This is a genomic window from Pseudomonas sp. DWP2-2, assembly GCF_049897065.1.
Taxonomy (GTDB): Bacteria; Pseudomonadota; Gammaproteobacteria; order Pseudomonadales; family Pseudomonadaceae; genus Aquipseudomonas; species Aquipseudomonas paracarnis.
On the sequence record NZ_JAFCVN010000005.1, the window covers coordinates 242,501 to 259,423 of the forward strand.

A 16,923-nucleotide genomic window follows, 5' to 3' on the forward strand; every position below is an offset into this window, starting at 1 on the left:
CGCCCTTCCCCTGTTCAGGAAGCCGCGTCTGATTGAGTCTTGCTATGAAGTTGAATGAGTGTGGGTATGACCCCACTCACGACGTAACGGGCGTCACGAACGCAATGCCCGTGCGCAACGCAGCATTACGTATATGTTCCTGCATGGTTTTCTGCGCCGTCGTACTGTTGCGGCGGGCCAGGGCGCGCAGGATCCTGCGATGTTCCTGCCAGGTTTCCATGGCCCGCTCCGGCCGGATGAACGGTAGTTTCTGACTCTCCAAAAACACCTCGGCACTGGCACTGAGGATACTCACCATTGCCTGGTTACCGCTGGCCAGCAGAATGCACTGGTGAAATTCGAAGTCCAGGCGAGCGGCCGCTTCGAAGTCACCCGCCTTGAGCACTCTGTGCATGGCTTCGACATTATCCTCCAGGCTGTCCAGCGCCTCGATGGTCAGTGCCATTGCTGCCAACCCCGCCGCAAACCCCTCCAATGCGTAGCGCAGCTGGAAGATATCCGGCGGCGTAGCCTGCGCCGCGAAGGGCCAGGCAAAGCCTGGCGCTTCTTGCACGTCCTGCACGAACACGCCCTTGCCCGCCTGCACACTGACCACGCCCAAGGCGCTAAGCGATGACAGCGCCTCACGCAACGAAGCCCGACTCACCCCCAATTGCAGGGCCAGGTCGCGCTGGGACGGTAACGCATCGCCCGGCCCGAAGCCTTGCTCCTTGATGAGTTTGCGGATGGCCTGCAAGGCCGCTTCCGGTACGGCTTGGGCAATGGAATTCATAAAATGCACAGGTTCCCGATATCTGCGTGACCCGTTGTAAAACTATTTATGGCCGGCTGCAAGCCACGCCCCAAAGGGGCTCGCAGCTTTTTGTCAGCGCTCGAAAAGGGTGCGAAAACCCTGGCAACTGTTCAGACCAGTAAGACCTGTGCATCTCAATAAACATCAGCCTTGCAGACGATCCGAACGGTGCTGGCATGGGCTGTGCACTGGGCAAATTCAGAAAATTCCTTCGCCTTTTTCGGAGAGTTGCCATGACCAAGCGCTACAGCGCCCTGCTCACTGCCCTGTTTGCCAGCCTTATGCTGAGCCAGGCACCCGCCCAGGCGAATGGTCTGGATGACATCGTCGCTCGTGGCACGCTGAAGGTTGCCGTCCCCCAGGACTTTCCGCCGTTTGGCTCGGTGGGCCCTGACATGCAACCCCGTGGCCTGGACATCGACACCGCCAAGCTGCTGGCCGACCAACTCAAGGTCAAGCTGGAACTGACCCCGGTGAACAGCACCAACCGCATCCCGTTTCTCACCACCGGCAAGGTCGATCTGGTGATTTCCAGCCTGGGCAAGAACCCCGAGCGCGCAAAGGTCATCGACTTTTCCAACGCCTACGCGCCGTTCTACCTCGCCGTGTTTGGGCCGCCTGACGCCGCCATCGCCAGCCTCGACGACCTCAAGGGCAAGACCATTAGCGTGACCCGTGGCGCCATCGAGGACATCGAGCTGACAGCGGTAGCGCCCAAGGAAGCCACGATCAAGCGCTTTGAAGACAACAATTCCACTATCGCCGCCTACCTGGCCGGCCAGGTCGACTTGATCGCCAGCGGCAACGTGGTCATGGTGGCCATCAGCGAACGCAACCCCAAACGCGTACCCGCGCTGAAGGTGAAGCTCAAGGACTCGCCGGTATACGTGGGCGCGAACAAGAACGAGCCGGCGCTGTTGGAAAAGGTCAACCAGATCCTGGTCGCAGCCAAGGCTGACGGTAGCCTGGAGAAAAACGCCATGCAGTGGCTCAAAGAACCGCTGCCTGCCGACCTCTGACGCGGAGCTCAACGATGGCCTATCAATTCGACTTTGTGCCGGTGCTGGCCAATACCGACCTGCTCCTGCGTGGCGCGCTGTTCACCCTTGAGCTGACGGCCATTGGCGCCACCCTCGGTGCGGCCCTGGGCACTGTCGGCGCCGTGGTACGGGCGTGGAAGATCCAGCCGTTTGCGTGGCTCTTTGGTGTGTATGTCGAGTTGATCCGCAACACGCCGTTCCTGGTGCAACTGTTCTTCATCTTCTTCGGACTGCCGTCCCTGGGATTGAAAATCACCGAATGGCAAGCCGCCGTGCTGGCGATGGTAATCAACCTGGGGGCGTACTCCACCGAGATCATACGTGCGGGTATCCAGGCCATCCCACGGGGGCAACTGGAAGCGGCCGCGGCGCTGGCAATGACGCGCTTCGAGGCGTTCCGCCATGTGGTGTTGCTACCAGCCCTGGGCAAGGTGTGGCCAGCCCTGAGCAGCCAGATCATCATCGTGATGCTCGGCTCGGCGGTGTGTTCGCAGATCGCGACTGAAGAGCTGAGCTTTGCCGCCAACTTTATCCAGTCGCGTAATTTCCGTGCCTTTGAAACCTATGCCCTGACCACCCTGGTGTACCTGTGCATGGCGCTGATGATTCGCCAGTTGCTCAACTGGATCGGCCGACGGTTTGTCATGAGGAACAGCCGATGAGTGATTTTTCGTTCTGGGACATCGTGCGCAACCTGCTTACCGGCCTGCAATGGACGCTGCTGCTATCACTAGTGGCGTTTGTGGGCGGCGGCCTGATCGGCTTACTGGTGATGACCCTGCGCATCAGCCGCAAAGCGTTCCCACGCAACATTGCCCGCGCCTATATCGAACTGTTCCAGGGCACGCCACTGCTGATGCAGCTGTTCCTGGTGTTTTTCGGCGTTGCCCTGCTCGGCGTGGACATATCGCCCTGGCTGGCAGCGGCGATTGCGTTGACCCTGTTTACCAGCGCTTACCTGGCTGAAATATGGCGCGGCTGCGTCGACTCAATTGCCCACGGCCAATGGGAAGCCTCGGCCAGCCTGGCCCTCAACCCGCTTGAACAACTGCGCTACGTGATCTTGCCCCAGGCGCTACGTATTGCTGTCGCGCCGACAGTGGGCTTCTCGGTGCAGGTGGTCAAAGGCACCGCCGTGACCTCGATCATCGGCTTCACCGAACTGACCAAGACGGGCGGCATGCTCGCCAACGCCACCTTCGAACCCTTCATGGTCTATGGCCTGGTGGCCCTCGGTTACTTCCTGCTTTGCTACCCCTTGTCCCTCAGTGCGCGCTACCTGGAAAGGAGACTGCATGCCTCTGCTTAGAATTTCTGCCCTGCATAAATATTACGGCGATCACCACGTGCTCAAGGGCATCGACCTGACGGTGGACGAAGGCCAGGTGGTGGCAATCATCGGCCGCAGCGGCTCGGGCAAGTCCACCTTGCTGCGCACCCTCAATGGTCTGGAGTCGATCAACGACGGCGTCATCGAAGTCGATGGTGAATACCTCGACGCGGCCCGCGCCGACCTGCGCAGCCTGCGGCAGAAGGTCGGCATGGTGTTCCAGCAATTCAATCTGTTCCCGCACCTGACCGTGGGCGAGAACGTGATGCTGGCGCCGCAAGTGGTGCAGAAAGTGCCAAAGGCCAAAGCGGTGCAGTTGGCAAAGCAGATGCTGGAACGGGTAGGCCTGGGCGAGAAGTTCGACGCTTTCCCTGATCGACTGTCCGGTGGCCAGCAACAGCGAGTCGCCATTGCCCGCGCACTGGCCATGTCACCCAAAGTGCTGCTGTGCGATGAAATCACATCGGCCCTGGACCCTGAGCTGGTCAATGAAGTGCTCAGCGTGGTGCGCCAACTGGCTAAAGACGGCATGACCCTGATCATGGTGACCCACGAAATGCGTTTTGCCCGGGAGGTTGGGGATAAGTTGGTGTTCATGCACCAGGGAAAGGTGCATGAAGTGGGCGATCCGAAAGTGCTGTTTGCACATCCGCAATCTGCCGAGCTGGCAAACTTCATCGGCAGCCATGGATCACCTGCCTGAGGACTCAGCCACCGGACACCAGCTCGAAACGCCCATTGCCCTCGTATGTGGTTTTATTGCCAACAGCAGTGGCTGCGCTCGATAGCCAGGTGTCTACTTGCACCTGCGCCGAAAAAGCGTGGCCTCTGGCAGGAGCTCCGCCGACCAGCACTACCAGAGATTGGCCTGGGCGTAGCTGGGCGTCCCGTTCGGTAGGGTTGTGCCATTGCGCTAACTCGATGGGTTTACCGTCGAGTTGAGGATGCTGAAGCGTCAGGTTGAAAAAGCCCTGGCGGCCAAACCTGTAGCCAGTCTCATTGGCCGGCACGCCTTGAAAACGTAGCGCAATCACCGCAGCCTCCACGCAGATCACGTTCAGACGTACCATACGCTTCCCCAGCGAAGCACCCCGGTTTTCGAGCTGTTCGCCTGGGCGAAGCAGGCCGTAATCGATGATGGGCTGGCTCAGGGACAGGCGGCAGTTCGCAGCGCTTGCCGGCGCTGCCAATAAAAGGCAGCTCAACAACAGCCCCAAGCCTTTGAGGCACCCGATACGCCACTCGTTCATGCGGGCCATCTCACCGACAGACCGCCGAAGCGGTTTCGTAGAATTTGCCATTATAGGTTTGCTCCGGAAGGTCGAGCTGCAGCGCGCAGGACACTGTGCTGGAAGAGACTTTAAGGGCCTGGGGCGCGTCGACGTTGCTGAGAAAAATCATCCCATCCCCAACCACCGTGGTCAGCAATGCATTTTCTGGCCCCAGCACGGCAGCGCCCTGAGGCAATGGTTTGCCGTGCATATCCGTAGCGCGCAGCAGTACCCGGCGTACGTTGATTACTTCGAAATCGACCCTGTTGAAGGACCCACGGCCCGCTTCCAGGACCTTGGTACCGTTCTTGATATCCATCTGGCGAGGTAGGCTTTTGCCTTCCAGCTCCAACACGCTCGACTGATAAGCCGGCAAACTGGCGATCACAGCCTTGCCCCACGGGTCGGTCCAAACCGGCCCTTGAGGTGTGGTAAGACGAGCACCGGCAACCTCGCCCACCGAGACCACGCCAAACGTGTCCTCAACCCGATACGGCGACAATGTGAAACCTTCAGAATGGGCGACCACCGCCCCTTGCAATTGCCCGGAGTAACTGGTGCTGGACGAGTCACGATTCAGCCCCAGCCCCACTTGCGCGTAACGAGAAGACGCGTTGAGCGTGCCGCCCAGGGTGTGCTCACGATGCCCTGCGAAGTCTCTGTCGCTGCGTATCTGGTAGTTCAGCGTCTCGTCGACACGCTCATCATAGGCAGTGCCGATACTGGAGCGCTCTCCCTGACGTCGAGCGAATGCGCTGAGGCTCCGATCACGGCCCAGGGGAACACTGACCTGCAGTCGAATACCCAGTCCGTCATCGTTCCGGTCATCGGCACTGTTGGACTGGCCAATCTGAGAGTCCACGGTCACACCGACGCTGGCATATCTGAAACTCTTGTTCCACGTGCCGTAGATATTCTGGGTAATCCGGCTCTTGAAATCGGCCCCCCGGTTATAACCGATGGAGAAGCCACCCAACTGAGGGTCCGCCCAACTGAATCCTACGGTGTACTGGTTCTTGAATCGCGAGCCATCCACATCGTTTACATGAGGCGTCACTGTATCGATGACGTCACGATAGCCCGGTGTCTGCGCAGTAGCACTCAAGGACATCTGTACATTCGCAGGCAGGCCGACGCTCACAGACACACTGTTGCGCGCGCCTTGTACGTTTGTTGAATGATCCCGGGACAAGTTGTTACGCACCCCCAGGGAAAAGCGCTGGGAAAAGCTGCTGTCCAGGGCAAGCCCCACCGCATTGTAGCTATCGGTACCTTGTACCCCTGCGCTGACCGCGCTGTCCTTGCCCACAGCCCACGTACCACTGGCCATGGCCAGCAGGGGCTCTTTGGCCCCTCTCCCCTCCACCTCGCGGATCTTGCCCAAAGAAGCTGTATATCCAGACTTCACGGGGACCACTGCGCGGAACGTAGCAGCCGGCACGATAAAACTGCGCTGCCCGCCCTGGGTCTCTATCACCGTGACCTGAAGGTCACTGGTGCCGTTGAGCAAGGGCAGATTGGTCAGCGTAAAAGGCCCCTCAGGAACGACCGTGGTATAGATCAACGCGCCGGATTGCCGTACTTCCACCCTTGACTGGCTCAGGGCTCGCCCCTCGACTACCACGCCATTGTGACTGCCACCACTTTCAATACCATCGGGAAAAATCTGCGCGCCCGTCAGTTGTACTCCCCCAAACACCGGGTTATTGCTCGATATCTGACCGACCTGGAAGGTCGAAGCCAAAGGCAAGAAATCCCGTTGTGCATAGGCGAAAAGGTGTTCGGCCGTTGTGCGGCGATCGTTGGAAATATAAAGCTGGCGGCTGCGGGCAATCCAATCGCCAAAATTGAAGCCCACCTCTGTGGAGGCTGAAAGATACCGATAGGTATCCGCCCTGGAATGACTGTTGATTGCCTGGACGTCGTAATTGAGTAGCGCTGCCGTGCCTCCGCGCGCATAGCTGCCGGAGTCTCGCTGAACGTCTCGCAGCGCTTGCGTAGGCACCACCAACGACACCTCTTCGTTGCCAGGACGCAATGTCGTTACTGTCTCAGGGTATTCGGCTTTGAAGTCATGACAGGCTTGCTCGGGGGGGACACTTTTGTCGATCACCGAGGAAGGTACCCGCAAGCTGCCACGATCAAGCAAACTGCGGGTAAAGCATAGCTCACCTTCTTTATCGAACCGAGCATCCGTCAAGCCTATCCGCTCACCGTTGACGTGCAGGTCCACGACCCTCACACCCTCACTGAAACGTGGCGCATGACGAAAATAGTGGGCAACCGAAGGGCTGATACCACGCGCCTGCAGCGTTTCCAAGTCGAACCCGGAAATGCTCGATACACGGGCGGCAGAAGCATCCGTGACCACCACCGCCATCATTGCCATGCACACCGACAGGCTCAGCCCGTTTCGCCTGAAAAGCGCCTCACGCTTTTGTACATGATTCAAGTCGTCGGGAACTGCACCGAAACTGCCATTGGTTGTGTTCATGAACGGTCACGGCGCATTCGTGATGAGCAGCGCATCGTAGCTATCGACAGCGAAGCCGTAGACGGTCGCGGGTTCAAGGGTGACCGAGGTCGCACCGGGTACAGGCTTGTCCAAGGCCACCTGCAATACTTCGCCAGGCAGCACGTAGGTACGAGCAAGGCTGGCCGTCACTCGTTGCGGATTAAGACGGACGTCTGCCGCCAAGCGAACTACGTAGGGGCTGTCGTTGCGCACACTCAAGACGTTGGCCTGAAGATGCCAGGTCAGTAGCTCCCAAGGCGCATCGTTCTTTGGCAAGCCTTTGGGATGCAGGATCAGCGGAAGGTTCTGCCGAAGGCTGATACCAATGGTCGCACCGGAACCAGGTTGTGCCTGAGGAATTCCTTCGAAGGACACACGCTTCAGGCGCTGGGTCTTGAGTGGTTCGGTGCCTATTGAAAGAAACCGCACCATCTGACGCTCTCCTGCATCCACACGTGTGACCGGTGGGGTGACAACAATCAGTTGCTCGGTATCTTCCGGGACATCCTCGATAACCGAGTGCAGCAGTGCCGGACTGCTATCCGTATTGGTGACGTTAATGCTGACTTCACCTTCTGCCTCATGTAGCACAATGACGGTGGTATCAGGACGCATACCGTCGGCGAACAGCACCGCCGGCAAGAAAAAACCTATTAACAAGCATGATTTAAGAAATCTTTTAACCATCACTTCACTACCCACTTGTGCGCACAGGCTTTGCGAAAGAAATATTGGCCGACACAAAGCCCGCTTAATAAAGCGTGGCTCTGCTCGGCCCCTTTCCGAACCTAGTTATAGATAGCGCAGCTCTAAAGTAGCCTGACCGTCCAGATTAATCTGATTACTCATATTTAACTCTGATGTTTTATTGATAACAGGCAACACTTCAATTTGGCCTGCCACCGTATTAAGCTTGATAGGTGCGTAGACATTTCCTGCCCGCCAAGCCGTAAGGTTGGAGGTATGGCCGACGGCTTGGGTGCTATTCGTATGCCAATATCCGCCATTATTCTCGGAACCAACAATCCCCACCGCTACACCGTCCGCCACAGAATTACGTAGGTGGATCAGATACCCACCAATCTTTTGCCCTTGGGACGTAGCACCCAATCCGAAGTTATAAATATCTTTATAATTACTGCCAAAAAGACTGAGCATCATGCCGGGAATTCGAGAGCTTGCACGATTGTCCGACGCCCTGATCGCCACCGTTGTCTTGACATTGCTGGCACACTTGATCGAATAAGGCGTTGTCTTTTTAGCCAACTGTGTATAACGCGTCGGGCTCAGGGAATTCGGGTCAATCCTTCCGTAGTCAAAAACCGAATTGGTTATCGTGAAACTGCAGCTGACGGGGGCAATCGTTCCTTTCACACTCAGGTCAGCAGCTTGAGCATGAAAACCAAGGGACGCCAAGCACGCGACACTCATTACAAACATCGTCTTATTCATTTTTAGCACTCTCAACATAACGATAAATATCAGATCAAACCCGATGACAATTAGGCCTGCGCTATCACCCACACACCGATGCGAATTATCTGATCAAGGAAGTACGAATAGGAGCCTAGAGGTAACGAAGCTCCAAGGTTGCGTGACCGTCCAACTCGATTTTACTGCCCACATCGAGCGCGGACTGTTTATTAATAAAGGTGATAATCTGAATATTCCCCGATACCGAATTAACCTTAAGTGGTGTTTGCGCTCCTGAACCACCCCACCAGGCAATGACATCGCCGCCTTGACCCAACGCGTTACTTCGATAGTTCGTCCATGTATTGCCATTGTCTGCGGAAGTCACTGTACGGACGGTTCGCCCATCAGCAATAGAGTTTTGAACATGTACGGCATAACCCCCTATTTTTTGTCCTTTGGACGACAAACCCAATCCATAGTTGTAGTTATCAGTGTAGCCCTGGTCTATTGAGCTAACGATACCTGGCACTTTGCTGGATGAACGATTATCCACTGCCTTGAGCCCAACCGCAGTAAGTGCACTTCCCTCGCATTTAACAGCGAACGGCGTAGACTTCGCCGTCAAACGCGTATACTGAGTTTCGCTTAGGCTCGACGGCCGGATATCACCATAATCGAAAACGGCATTAGTCATTGTAAAACTGCAACTGGCAGGAACAATGGCCCCCTTTACGCGCAACTCTGAGGCCTGAGCACTCAGACTAGCCACCGAAAGCACCATACCTGCCACCAAAACAAACTTTACTTTCATGATCTTACATCCTGCATAGACGTAGAAATGGATTCGCTAGCAAAAAACCAATATCGCTCATCACTAAAACTGCCGACACAACAACTGTCGGAAATAACACAGCTCTAGCGCAGGCTGCTTGCCATCGAACTCATAGTGTTAAACTGCAACGGGCGGGGCCATTAATACCCTTCACTCGTAGATTGGCTGCTTCGACGCTTAAATCTACAGCAGCCAGAAGCAGTCCCGCCGGCACTGACACTTTGCTCTTCATCTGAGCACCTTAATTTCCTGAATATGTAAAAACAGCACCTATAGTCAGCGATGTGAGGTGTTCACTTGTTTAACCCCACACGCATAACTACCCCCTTGTACAAGCCCTGAGCGACAAATAATTACCGCCACGGCTTAATTGCCGACCGGCAGTATCGGCGCCACACATAAATAATTAAGCCGGAAAAATACCTCAATCAACGTAAGACAGCTCTGCGAAAACGGCTCACATTTAGATTGTTTACTGTAGGAGCAAACACAAAAAACCAAGACAAATATGCATACACATGTAGGACTAAGTTGACCATCCAGAAATTACGCACACTGCAAGTTATGAACTACAGCGACTCCTGACCCAATAACACAGCTATCGCAACCACCTCCTACAAGCGGCATTCACAATTTCTGATGAGTGATTGGGGAAAATTCCTCTGGCACTACGCGTTGGCGCCAGCCGTCGATCGTGGCACGATGGCAAGGTTATCGACCGAGACCCCCAAACCATGCCGCAATCCCAAGCCAAGAATCTGTCCTTGATCGCCGCCATCGACCTGGGCTCCAACAGCTTTCATATGGTCGTGGCCAAGGCCCAGAACGGCGAGATCCGCATCCTTGAGCGGCTCGGCGAGAAGGTGCAACTGGCCGCCGGGATCGACGACGAGCGCAAGCTCAATGAAGAATCCATGCAGCGCGGACTCGATTGCCTCAAGCGTTTCGCGCAACTGATCAACGGCATGCCCCCTGGCGCGGTGCGTATCGTTGGCACCAACGCCTTGCGCGAAGCGCGCAACCGCAACGAATTCATCCATCGCGCCGAGGAAATCCTCGGGCACCCGGTGGAAGTCATCTCGGGCCGTGAAGAGGCACGCCTGATCTACCTCGGCGTGTCCCACACCCTGGCCGACACGCCCGGCAAACGCCTGGTGGCAGACATTGGCGGTGGCAGCACCGAGTTCATCATCGGCCAACGTTTCGAACCGCTATTGCGTGAAAGCCTGCAGATGGGGTGCGTGAGTTTCACCCAGCGTTATTTCAAGGATGGCAAGATCACTCCGGCGCGCTATGCCCAGGCCTACACCGCAGCGCGCCTGGAAATCATGAGCATCGAACATGCCTTGCACCGCCTGACCTGGGATGAAGCCATCGGCTCGTCCGGGACCATCCGTGCCATTGGCCTGGCTTTGAAGGCCGGTGGCCATGGCACCGGTGAGGTGAACGCCGAAGGCCTGGCGTGGCTCAAGCGCAAGCTGTTCAAGCTGGGGGATGCAGAGAAAATCGACTTCGACGGCATCAAGCCCGACCGTCGCGCCATTTTCCCTGCGGGCCTGGCGATTCTCGAAGCCATCTTCGACGCCCTCGAACTGCAACGCATGGACCACTGTGACGGCGCCCTGCGCGAAGGCGTGCTCTACGACCTGCTGGGCCGGCACCACCATGAAGACGTGCGAGAACGCACCCTCAGCTCGCTGATGGAGCGTTACCACGTCGACCTGGAGCAAGCCGCCCGCGTCGAGCGCAAAGCCTTGCACGCCTTCGACCAGGTGGCTGAGGACTGGGACCTGGAGGACGGCGTCTGGCGCGAGTTACTCGGCTGGGCAGCCAAGGTGCATGAAGTCGGCCTGGACATCGCTCACTACCATTATCACAAGCACGGCGCGTACCTGATCGAACACTCGGACCTGGCCGGTTTCTCCCGGGAAGACCAACAGATGCTCGCGCTGCTGGTGCGCGGCCATCGCCGCAACATTCCCAAGGACAAGTTTGCCGAATTCGGTAAAGACGGCATCAAGCTGATCCGCCTGTGCGCGCTGCTGCGCTTTGCAATCCTGTTCCACCACATCCGCGGCACCCAGGAAATGCCCCAGGTCAAACTGCACGCCGATGGCGATAGCCTGGAAGTGATGTTCCCCAAAGGCTGGCTGGATGAAAACCAGCTGACCCAGGCGGACTTCGCCCAGGAAGCGGAATGGCTGACGCGGGTAGGTTTCAGCCTGAACCTGCGCTAAGCAAATCTAAAAGCATTCTGCAGAACAAATGTGGGAGCGGGCTTGCTCGCGAATGCAGTGGATCAGTCACCAGATGCATTGACTGACACACCGCATTCGCGAGCAAGCCCGCTCCCACATGGAATTGCGTATGCCTGGGCTAGTTCACCGTCAGAATCGGGCTACCCAACTTCTCCAGCAACGTCGCCTGCGCGCTGCGCGGGTTCTGGTTGCCGGTCGGCGTGTTACGCACGTAGCGCCCATCCGACTGCAGGCTCCAGCTATGGGTGTTGTCGGTCAGGTAGCTTTCCAGCTCCTTCTTGACCCGCATGATCAGCTTCTTGCCTTCTACCGGGAAGCAGGTCTCCACACGCTTGTCGAGGTTGCGTTCCATCCAGTCGGCGCTGGAGAGGAACATCTGCTCTTCGCCGCCGTTGAGGAAGTAGAACACGCGTGTGTGCTCCAGGAAGCGGCCGATGATCGAGCGCACGTGGATGTTATGCGACACGCCCACAATGCCGGGGCGCAGGCAGCACATGCCACGCACCACCAGGTCGATGCGCACACCGGACTGGCTGGCCTTGTACAGCGCGCGGATGATCTTAGGATCGGTCAGCGAGTTGAACTTGGCGATGATGTGCGCCGGTTTACCGTCGAGAGCGAACTGGGTCTCGCGGGCAATCATGTCGAGCATGCCCTTCTTGAGGGTGAACGGCGCGTGCAGCAGCTTCTTCATGCGCAAGGTCTTGCCCATGCCGATCAACTGGCTGAACAACTTGCCGACGTCTTCACACAGCGCGTCATCGGATGTCAGCAGGCTGTAGTCGGTGTAGAGCTTCGCGTTGCCGGCGTGGTAGTTGCCGGTACCCAAGTGGGCGTAACGCACAATTTCACCGGCCTCACGGCGCAGAATCAACATCATCTTGGCGTGGGTCTTGAAGCCGACCACGCCGTAGATCACCACCGCACCGGCCGCTTGCAGGCGGCTGGCCAGTTGCAGGTTGGACTCCTCGTCAAAGCGCGCCCGCAACTCGATCACCGCGGTGACTTCCTTGCCGTTACGCGCAGCATCCACCAACGCATCGACGATTTCCGAGTTGGCACCGCTGCGGTACAGGGTCTGGCGCACGGCCAGGACGTGCGGGTCCTTGGCAGCCTGGCGCAGCAGGTCGACCACCGGGGTGAACGACTCGAAGGGGTGCAGCAGCAGGATGTCCTGCTTGCTCACCACGCTGAAGATGTTCTCGCTGTTTTGCAAAAGTTTCGGGATCTGCGGAGTGAACGGCTTGTATTGCAGCTCCGGGTGACTGTCCAAGCCGGTGATGCTGAACAGGCGCGTCAGGTTTACAGGGCCGTTGACCTGGTACAGCTCCGACTCGGCCAGGTTGAACTGCTTGAGCAGGTAGTCCGACAAATGTTTCGGGCAGGTGTCCGCCACTTCCAGGCGCACCGCATCGCCATAGCGCCGCGAGAACAGTTCGCCGCGCAGGGCACGGGCCAAGTCTTCAACGTCTTCGGAGTCCAACGCCAGGTCGGCGTTACGAGTCAGGCGGAACTGGTAGCAGCCCTTGACCTTCATGCCCTGGAACAGGTCATCGGCGTGCGCGTGGATCATCGACGACAGGAATACATAGTTGTCGCCAGCGCCCCCTACCTCTTCCGGTACCTTGATGATCCGAGGCAACAGACGCGGCGCTGGAATGATCGCCAGGCCCGAATCGCGGCCGAAAGCGTCGATACCTTCGAGTTCGACGATGAAGTTGAGGCTCTTGTTCACCAGCAAGGGGAACGGGTGCGTCGGGTCGAGGCCGATAGGCGTGATGATCGGCGAAATTTCGTCCCGGAAGTAACGGCGCACCCAGGTCTTGATCTTGGCGGTCCAGTGACGACGACGAATGAAGCGGACCTGATGCTTTTCCAGCTCCGGCAGCAGGATGTCGTTGAGGATCGCGTACTGGCGGTCCACATGGCCGTGCACCAGCTCACTGATACGCGCCAGGGCCTGGTGCGGTTGCAGGCCGTCGGCACCGGCTTGCTCACGGGCGAAGGTGATCTGCTTCTTGAGGCCGGCAACACGGATCTCGAAGAACTCGTCCAGGTTGCTGGAGAAAATCAGCAGGAATTTCAGCCGTTCCAGCAAGGGGTAGGACTCATCCAGCGCCTGCTCGAGCACGCGGATGTTGAATTGCAGTTGTGACAACTCGCGGTGGATGTACAGGCTGCTGTCATCCAGGTTGGTGACCACTGGCACTGGCGCCGGCGCAGGCGCTTCGGCCACCACCGCAGGCGGTGCAGGCTCCAGCTCCGGCGGGGTCTGGGCGACTTGTTCAACCACCGGGTGAGCGTCTTTTACGGCAACTTCTGAGAGTCCTTCGGTATTCATCGAGTGTTCCTGTGAGGGCTATTGTTGCTCTCTAAGCAATTGGGCGGCGCGGGCGGCGAAGTAGGTCAGAATGCCATCAGCGCCGGCACGTTTAAAGGCAGTCAGGGATTCGAGGATCACCCCTTCACTCAACCAACCATTCTGGATCGCCGCCATGTGCATGGCGTATTCACCGCTGACCTGATAGACAAAGGTCGGCACCTTGAATTCCTCTTTGACCCGGTAAAGAATGTCCAGGTAAGGCATCCCCGGCTTGACCATCACCATATCGGCGCCTTCGGCCAGGTCGGTGGCCACTTCGTGCAGGGCTTCCTGGCTATTGGCCGGGTCCATCTGGTACGAGGCCTTGTTGGCCTTGCCCAGGTTCAGCGCCGAGCCTACCGCATCGCGGAATGGGCCGTAGTAGGCGCTGGCGTATTTGGCCGAGTAGGCCATGATCCGCACATTGACGTGACCGGCCAGCTCAAGGGCTTCGCGAATCGCCTGGATGCGTCCGTCCATCATGTCCGACGGTGCAACCACCTGGGCGCCCGCAGCCGCGTGGGACAACGCCTGCTTGACCAGTGCATCGACGGTGATGTCGTTCTGAACATAACCGTCTTCGTCAAGAATGCCATCCTGGCCGTGGGTGGTGAAAGGGTCCAGGGCCACGTCGGTGATCACGCCCAGCTCCGGGAAACGCTCGCGCAGGGCACGGGTGGCACGCTGGGCAATCCCCTGGGGGTTCCAGGCTTCGGCGGCGTCCAGGGTCTTGAGTTCGGCCGGGGTCACCGGGAACAGCGCCAGCGCCGGGATGCCCAATTCGACCCACTTCGCCGCCTCTTCAAGCAACAGGTCAATGGTCAGACGCTCCACACCCGGCATCGACGCCACCGCTTCCCGGCGATTTTCACCGTCGAGCACGAAAACCGGCAGGATCAGATCATTCGTGGTCAGTACATTTTCACGTACCAGGCGACGAGAAAAATCATCACGACGATTGCGACGCAGACGGGTGGCGGGGAACAGGCGATTGGCAGGGGTAAAGCTCACGACAGACTCCTGAGCCCGTGTTTACGGGCGAGCGTTGCAGTTATAAGCGGCCATTATGACGAATGAATGACAGTTGTGCTTATCGACACGACCTGTAGTCCCATTCGTCATTTGCGTAGGAATTGTTCACTTCGTGACACATCTCGATACTTTCATGAATCTTCGTGAAGGCGTAGGCTGCGCGTTCATTTCGCCAGCACCCTAGACCATGCTTCAACAATTTCTGCATGACTTCGGCTACTTTGCCCTCTTTCTCGGCACGTTCTTCGAAGGCGAGACCATCCTTGTACTCGCAGGCTTCCTGGCGTTCCGTGGCTACATGGATATCAACCTGGTGGTGGTCGTTGCCTTTTTTGGCAGCTACGCCGGCGACCAGCTCTGGTACTACATGGGGCGCAAGCACGGCCGCAAGTTGCTGGCGCGCAAGCCGCGCTGGCAACTGATGGGCGACAAGGCACTGGAACATATCCGCAAGCATCCGGATATCTGGGTATTGAGTTTCCGCTTCGTATACGGGTTGCGCACGGTGATGCCCGTGGCGATTGGCCTGTCCGGCTACCCACCGTTGCGCTACCTGGTTCTGAACGGTATTGGCGCGGCGATCTGGGCCGCGGCACTGGGGGCGGCAGCCTATCACTTCGGCGCAGTGCTGGAAGGAATGCTCGGCAGCGTCAAGAAATACGAGTTGTGGGTATTGGCCGCCTTGCTGGTGCTGGGCTTTGGCCTGTGGCTGCGCCGTCGCTTCAAGAATGCCCGCATCGCCCGCCAAGCCTGTGCCGAGGCCAAGGCTCGGCTGGCTAACGAGCCAGCCTCGGTCGAAACGCCTAAGACACCAACCGAGTAAGCCGGCTTCTGCAACAGTAGAGGCCGATGATGCTGAGCAGGCTGTAGCTCGCCAGGCCCAGCCAGCCCAGGTTGCTGGCGGGCCACAACCCCACCAGCGGCGCCAGCCATACCAAGGGAACATTCAGCGCCAGGCGCGCCAGCTCGGCCTTCAGCGCCCATGGGCGATTCTCCAGCGCCACGCCCAGGGTAAACAACCCCAGCGCCATCGTGCCCCAGCCAAGGACCAGCGCCGTGGAGGGCAAGCCCTCACCGAAATTCATCAGATAACTGCCAAACCCTACATAGGCCGCAAACTGCAAGGCGATGTAGACCTGTTGGCGCACATCCAGCGGCACCTCGAATTTGCGGAACTGACTCAGGTCCGGCTTGGCCATCGGGTACTTGGCCTTGACGTCCGCCGGGCGCCAGCCGGTGCGCATGAACCAGATACGCAGCTTGTCCCACCAACGCTCAGTACGCCGGGCGTCACTCCAGAGTTGCGCATAAAACTGCAGGTTGGCCCACAGCGGGTTCCAGCTGGCCAAGGGTGTGGTCACACCGAAAATCAACGGTTCGTTATCGTCTTCCTCCTGGAAGGTACCGAACAGTCGGTCCCAAATAATGAACACCCCGCCGTAGTTGCGATCCATGTAGAGAGCGTTCTGCGCATGGTGGGCCCGATGATTGGACGGTGTGACGAAAAACCATTCGAACCAGCCAAGCTTGGGAACATGGCGTGTATGGACCCAGAATTGATACAGCAGGTTGAGCGACGCCACGCTGATAAACACCACCAGTGGCACACCAACCACCGCCAGGGGCAAGTAGAAGATCCAGCTCAGCAGGAAACCGGTGCTGGTCTGGCGCAAAGCGGTGCTGAGGTTGTAGTCCTCGCTCTGGTGATGCACCGAATGCGCGGCCCACAGTATGTTGCGCTCATGACCCATGCGGTGCAGCCAGTAGTAGCAGAAGTCATAGAACACAAAGGCAAACACCCAGGTCCAGGCACTCTGGGCAGGCAATTCGAACAGCGCCAGGTGCTCGATGGCGAACGCGTAGGTCAGCAGGCCCACGCCCTTGGTGAGCAAGCCTGTGGTGGTGGACAGCACTCCGGTGCTGAGGCTGTTGATGGCATCCGCCACTCGGTAGTTGCGCACGCCACGCCAACGGTCGGCCAGCAACTCGACCACGATCAGGGCAATAAAAAACGGTACTGCGTAAGGCACAAAGTCCATGGGCTAGTCCGGTCTATTTTTGTTACATCAAGATT

The 16,923-nt window shown here is 58.0% G+C and carries 15 protein-coding genes; 6 read left to right on the forward strand and 9 right to left on the reverse strand.

Annotated features, from left to right (window positions below; translation table 11 throughout):
• Positions 1-76: 76 nt before the first annotated feature.
• A complete protein-coding gene (locus ACP7CZ_RS13830) occupies positions 77-772 on the reverse strand; it encodes a FadR/GntR family transcriptional regulator (RefSeq protein ID WP_294195200.1) in 696 nt (231 codons plus the stop codon).
• A 254-nt stretch (positions 773-1,026) separates the two neighbouring features.
• Between ACP7CZ_RS13830 and ACP7CZ_RS13835 the strand changes: the two genes are divergently transcribed.
• From ACP7CZ_RS13835 to ACP7CZ_RS13850, 4 genes are read left to right on the forward strand one after another with little or no spacing between them, the layout of a single operon-like run.
• Positions 1,027-1,812 carry a transporter substrate-binding domain-containing protein gene (locus tag ACP7CZ_RS13835; protein WP_294195197.1) on the forward strand — a complete coding sequence of 262 codons (786 nt, stop codon included), beginning with the start codon at positions 1,027-1,029 and terminating at the stop codon, positions 1,810-1,812.
• A 14-nt stretch (positions 1,813-1,826) separates the two neighbouring features.
• Positions 1,827-2,495 carry an amino acid ABC transporter permease gene (locus ACP7CZ_RS13840; protein ID WP_294195194.1) on the forward strand — a complete coding sequence of 223 codons (669 nt, stop codon included), beginning with the start codon at positions 1,827-1,829 and terminating at the stop codon, positions 2,493-2,495.
• The gene (locus ACP7CZ_RS13845; RefSeq protein ID WP_034129023.1) at positions 2,492-3,142 is read left to right on the forward strand and encodes an amino acid ABC transporter permease; all 651 of its coding nucleotides are present in this window, start codon (positions 2,492-2,494) and stop codon (positions 3,140-3,142) included. Before ACP7CZ_RS13840 ends, ACP7CZ_RS13845 begins: the two co-directional genes overlap by 4 nt.
• Positions 3,129-3,866 (forward strand): amino acid ABC transporter ATP-binding protein, encoded by a 738-nt coding sequence (locus ACP7CZ_RS13850; protein ID WP_034129024.1) that lies wholly within the window; start codon positions 3,129-3,131, stop codon positions 3,864-3,866. The genes ACP7CZ_RS13845 and ACP7CZ_RS13850 overlap by 14 nt, the downstream gene beginning before the upstream one ends.
• 4 nt (positions 3,867-3,870) lie before the next feature.
• Here the strand turns inward: ACP7CZ_RS13850 and ACP7CZ_RS13855 are convergent, their stop codons facing one another.
• The 5 genes from ACP7CZ_RS13855 to ACP7CZ_RS13875 form a co-directional block, all read right to left on the reverse strand.
• A complete protein-coding gene (locus tag ACP7CZ_RS13855; protein ID WP_070415456.1) occupies positions 3,871-4,413 on the reverse strand; it encodes a hypothetical protein in 543 nt (180 codons plus the stop codon).
• Between the two features lie 10 nt (positions 4,414-4,423).
• Positions 4,424-6,928, reverse strand: a complete 2,505-nt coding sequence (locus ACP7CZ_RS13860) for a fimbria/pilus outer membrane usher protein (RefSeq protein ID WP_269667773.1) — start codon at positions 6,926-6,928, stop codon at positions 4,424-4,426.
• A gap of 6 nt (positions 6,929-6,934) precedes the next feature.
• Complete coding sequence (locus ACP7CZ_RS13865; protein ID WP_081095710.1) at positions 6,935-7,636, reverse strand: fimbria/pilus chaperone family protein; 702 nt, start codon at positions 7,634-7,636, stop codon at positions 6,935-6,937.
• A gap of 105 nt (positions 7,637-7,741) precedes the next feature.
• Positions 7,742-8,401: a DUF1120 domain-containing protein gene (locus ACP7CZ_RS13870; protein ID WP_157717968.1), complete on the reverse strand. Its 660-nt coding sequence runs from the start codon at positions 8,399-8,401 to the stop codon at positions 7,742-7,744.
• A 115-nt stretch (positions 8,402-8,516) separates the two neighbouring features.
• Positions 8,517-9,176, reverse strand: a complete 660-nt coding sequence (locus tag ACP7CZ_RS13875; RefSeq protein WP_294195186.1) for a DUF1120 domain-containing protein — start codon at positions 9,174-9,176, stop codon at positions 8,517-8,519.
• A gap of 755 nt (positions 9,177-9,931) precedes the next feature.
• Here ACP7CZ_RS13875 and ppx point away from each other — a divergent pair.
• Positions 9,932-11,434, forward strand: coding sequence for an exopolyphosphatase (ppx, locus tag ACP7CZ_RS13880; RefSeq protein WP_003195352.1), 1,503 nt, complete (start codon positions 9,932-9,934; stop codon positions 11,432-11,434).
• 139 nt (positions 11,435-11,573) lie between these two features.
• Here ppx and ppk1 read toward each other — a convergent pair whose 3' ends face one another.
• Together ppk1 and hemB are read right to left on the reverse strand one after the other, a co-directional pair.
• Positions 11,574-13,796 carry a polyphosphate kinase 1 gene (gene ppk1, locus ACP7CZ_RS13885; protein WP_054896006.1) on the reverse strand — a complete coding sequence of 741 codons (2,223 nt, stop codon included), beginning with the start codon at positions 13,794-13,796 and terminating at the stop codon, positions 11,574-11,576.
• An 18-nt stretch (positions 13,797-13,814) separates the two neighbouring features.
• A complete protein-coding gene (gene hemB, locus ACP7CZ_RS13890; protein ID WP_034129028.1) occupies positions 13,815-14,828 on the reverse strand; it encodes a porphobilinogen synthase in 1,014 nt (337 codons plus the stop codon).
• Between the two features lie 208 nt (positions 14,829-15,036).
• On the opposite strand from hemB, the gene ACP7CZ_RS13895 reads away from it, so the two are divergent.
• Complete coding sequence (locus tag ACP7CZ_RS13895) at positions 15,037-15,672, forward strand: DedA family protein (RefSeq protein WP_034129029.1); 636 nt, start codon at positions 15,037-15,039, stop codon at positions 15,670-15,672.
• Here the strand turns inward: ACP7CZ_RS13895 and ACP7CZ_RS13900 are convergent.
• Positions 15,653-16,888 carry a sterol desaturase family protein gene (locus ACP7CZ_RS13900; RefSeq protein WP_070415500.1) on the reverse strand — a complete coding sequence of 412 codons (1,236 nt, stop codon included), beginning with the start codon at positions 16,886-16,888 and terminating at the stop codon, positions 15,653-15,655. The two genes, ACP7CZ_RS13895 and ACP7CZ_RS13900, sit on opposite strands and share 20 nt — an antisense overlap.
• Positions 16,889-16,923 lie beyond the last annotated feature (35 nt).

What these genes read in the sequence shown, in the direction of transcription:
- ACP7CZ_RS13830 (WP_294195200.1), bottom strand. Translation starts at nt 772, where the DNA reads ATGAATTCCATTGCCCAAGCCGTACCGGAAGCGGCCTTGCAGGCCATC.
- ACP7CZ_RS13835 (WP_294195197.1), top strand. Translation starts at nt 1,027, where the DNA reads ATGACCAAGCGCTACAGCGCCCTGCTCACTGCCCTGTTTGCCAGCCTT.
- ACP7CZ_RS13840 (WP_294195194.1), top strand. Translation starts at nt 1,827, where the DNA reads ATGGCCTATCAATTCGACTTTGTGCCGGTGCTGGCCAATACCGACCTG.
- ACP7CZ_RS13845 (WP_034129023.1), top strand. Translation starts at nt 2,492, where the DNA reads ATGAGTGATTTTTCGTTCTGGGACATCGTGCGCAACCTGCTTACCGGC.
- ACP7CZ_RS13850 (WP_034129024.1), top strand. Translation starts at nt 3,129, where the DNA reads ATGCCTCTGCTTAGAATTTCTGCCCTGCATAAATATTACGGCGATCAC.
- ACP7CZ_RS13855 (WP_070415456.1), bottom strand. Translation starts at nt 4,413, where the DNA reads ATGAACGAGTGGCGTATCGGGTGCCTCAAAGGCTTGGGGCTGTTGTTG.
- ACP7CZ_RS13860 (WP_269667773.1), bottom strand. Translation starts at nt 6,928, where the DNA reads ATGAACACAACCAATGGCAGTTTCGGTGCAGTTCCCGACGACTTGAAT.
- ACP7CZ_RS13865 (WP_081095710.1), bottom strand. Translation starts at nt 7,636, where the DNA reads ATGGTTAAAAGATTTCTTAAATCATGCTTGTTAATAGGTTTTTTCTTG.
- ACP7CZ_RS13870 (WP_157717968.1), bottom strand. Translation starts at nt 8,401, where the DNA reads ATGAATAAGACGATGTTTGTAATGAGTGTCGCGTGCTTGGCGTCCCTT.
- ACP7CZ_RS13875 (WP_294195186.1), bottom strand. Translation starts at nt 9,176, where the DNA reads ATGAAAGTAAAGTTTGTTTTGGTGGCAGGTATGGTGCTTTCGGTGGCT.
- ppx (WP_003195352.1), top strand. Translation starts at nt 9,932, where the DNA reads ATGCCGCAATCCCAAGCCAAGAATCTGTCCTTGATCGCCGCCATCGAC.
- ppk1 (WP_054896006.1), bottom strand. Translation starts at nt 13,796, where the DNA reads ATGAATACCGAAGGACTCTCAGAAGTTGCCGTAAAAGACGCTCACCCG.
- ACP7CZ_RS13895 (WP_034129029.1), top strand. Translation starts at nt 15,037, where the DNA reads ATGCTTCAACAATTTCTGCATGACTTCGGCTACTTTGCCCTCTTTCTC.
- ACP7CZ_RS13900 (WP_070415500.1), bottom strand. Translation starts at nt 16,888, where the DNA reads ATGGACTTTGTGCCTTACGCAGTACCGTTTTTTATTGCCCTGATCGTG.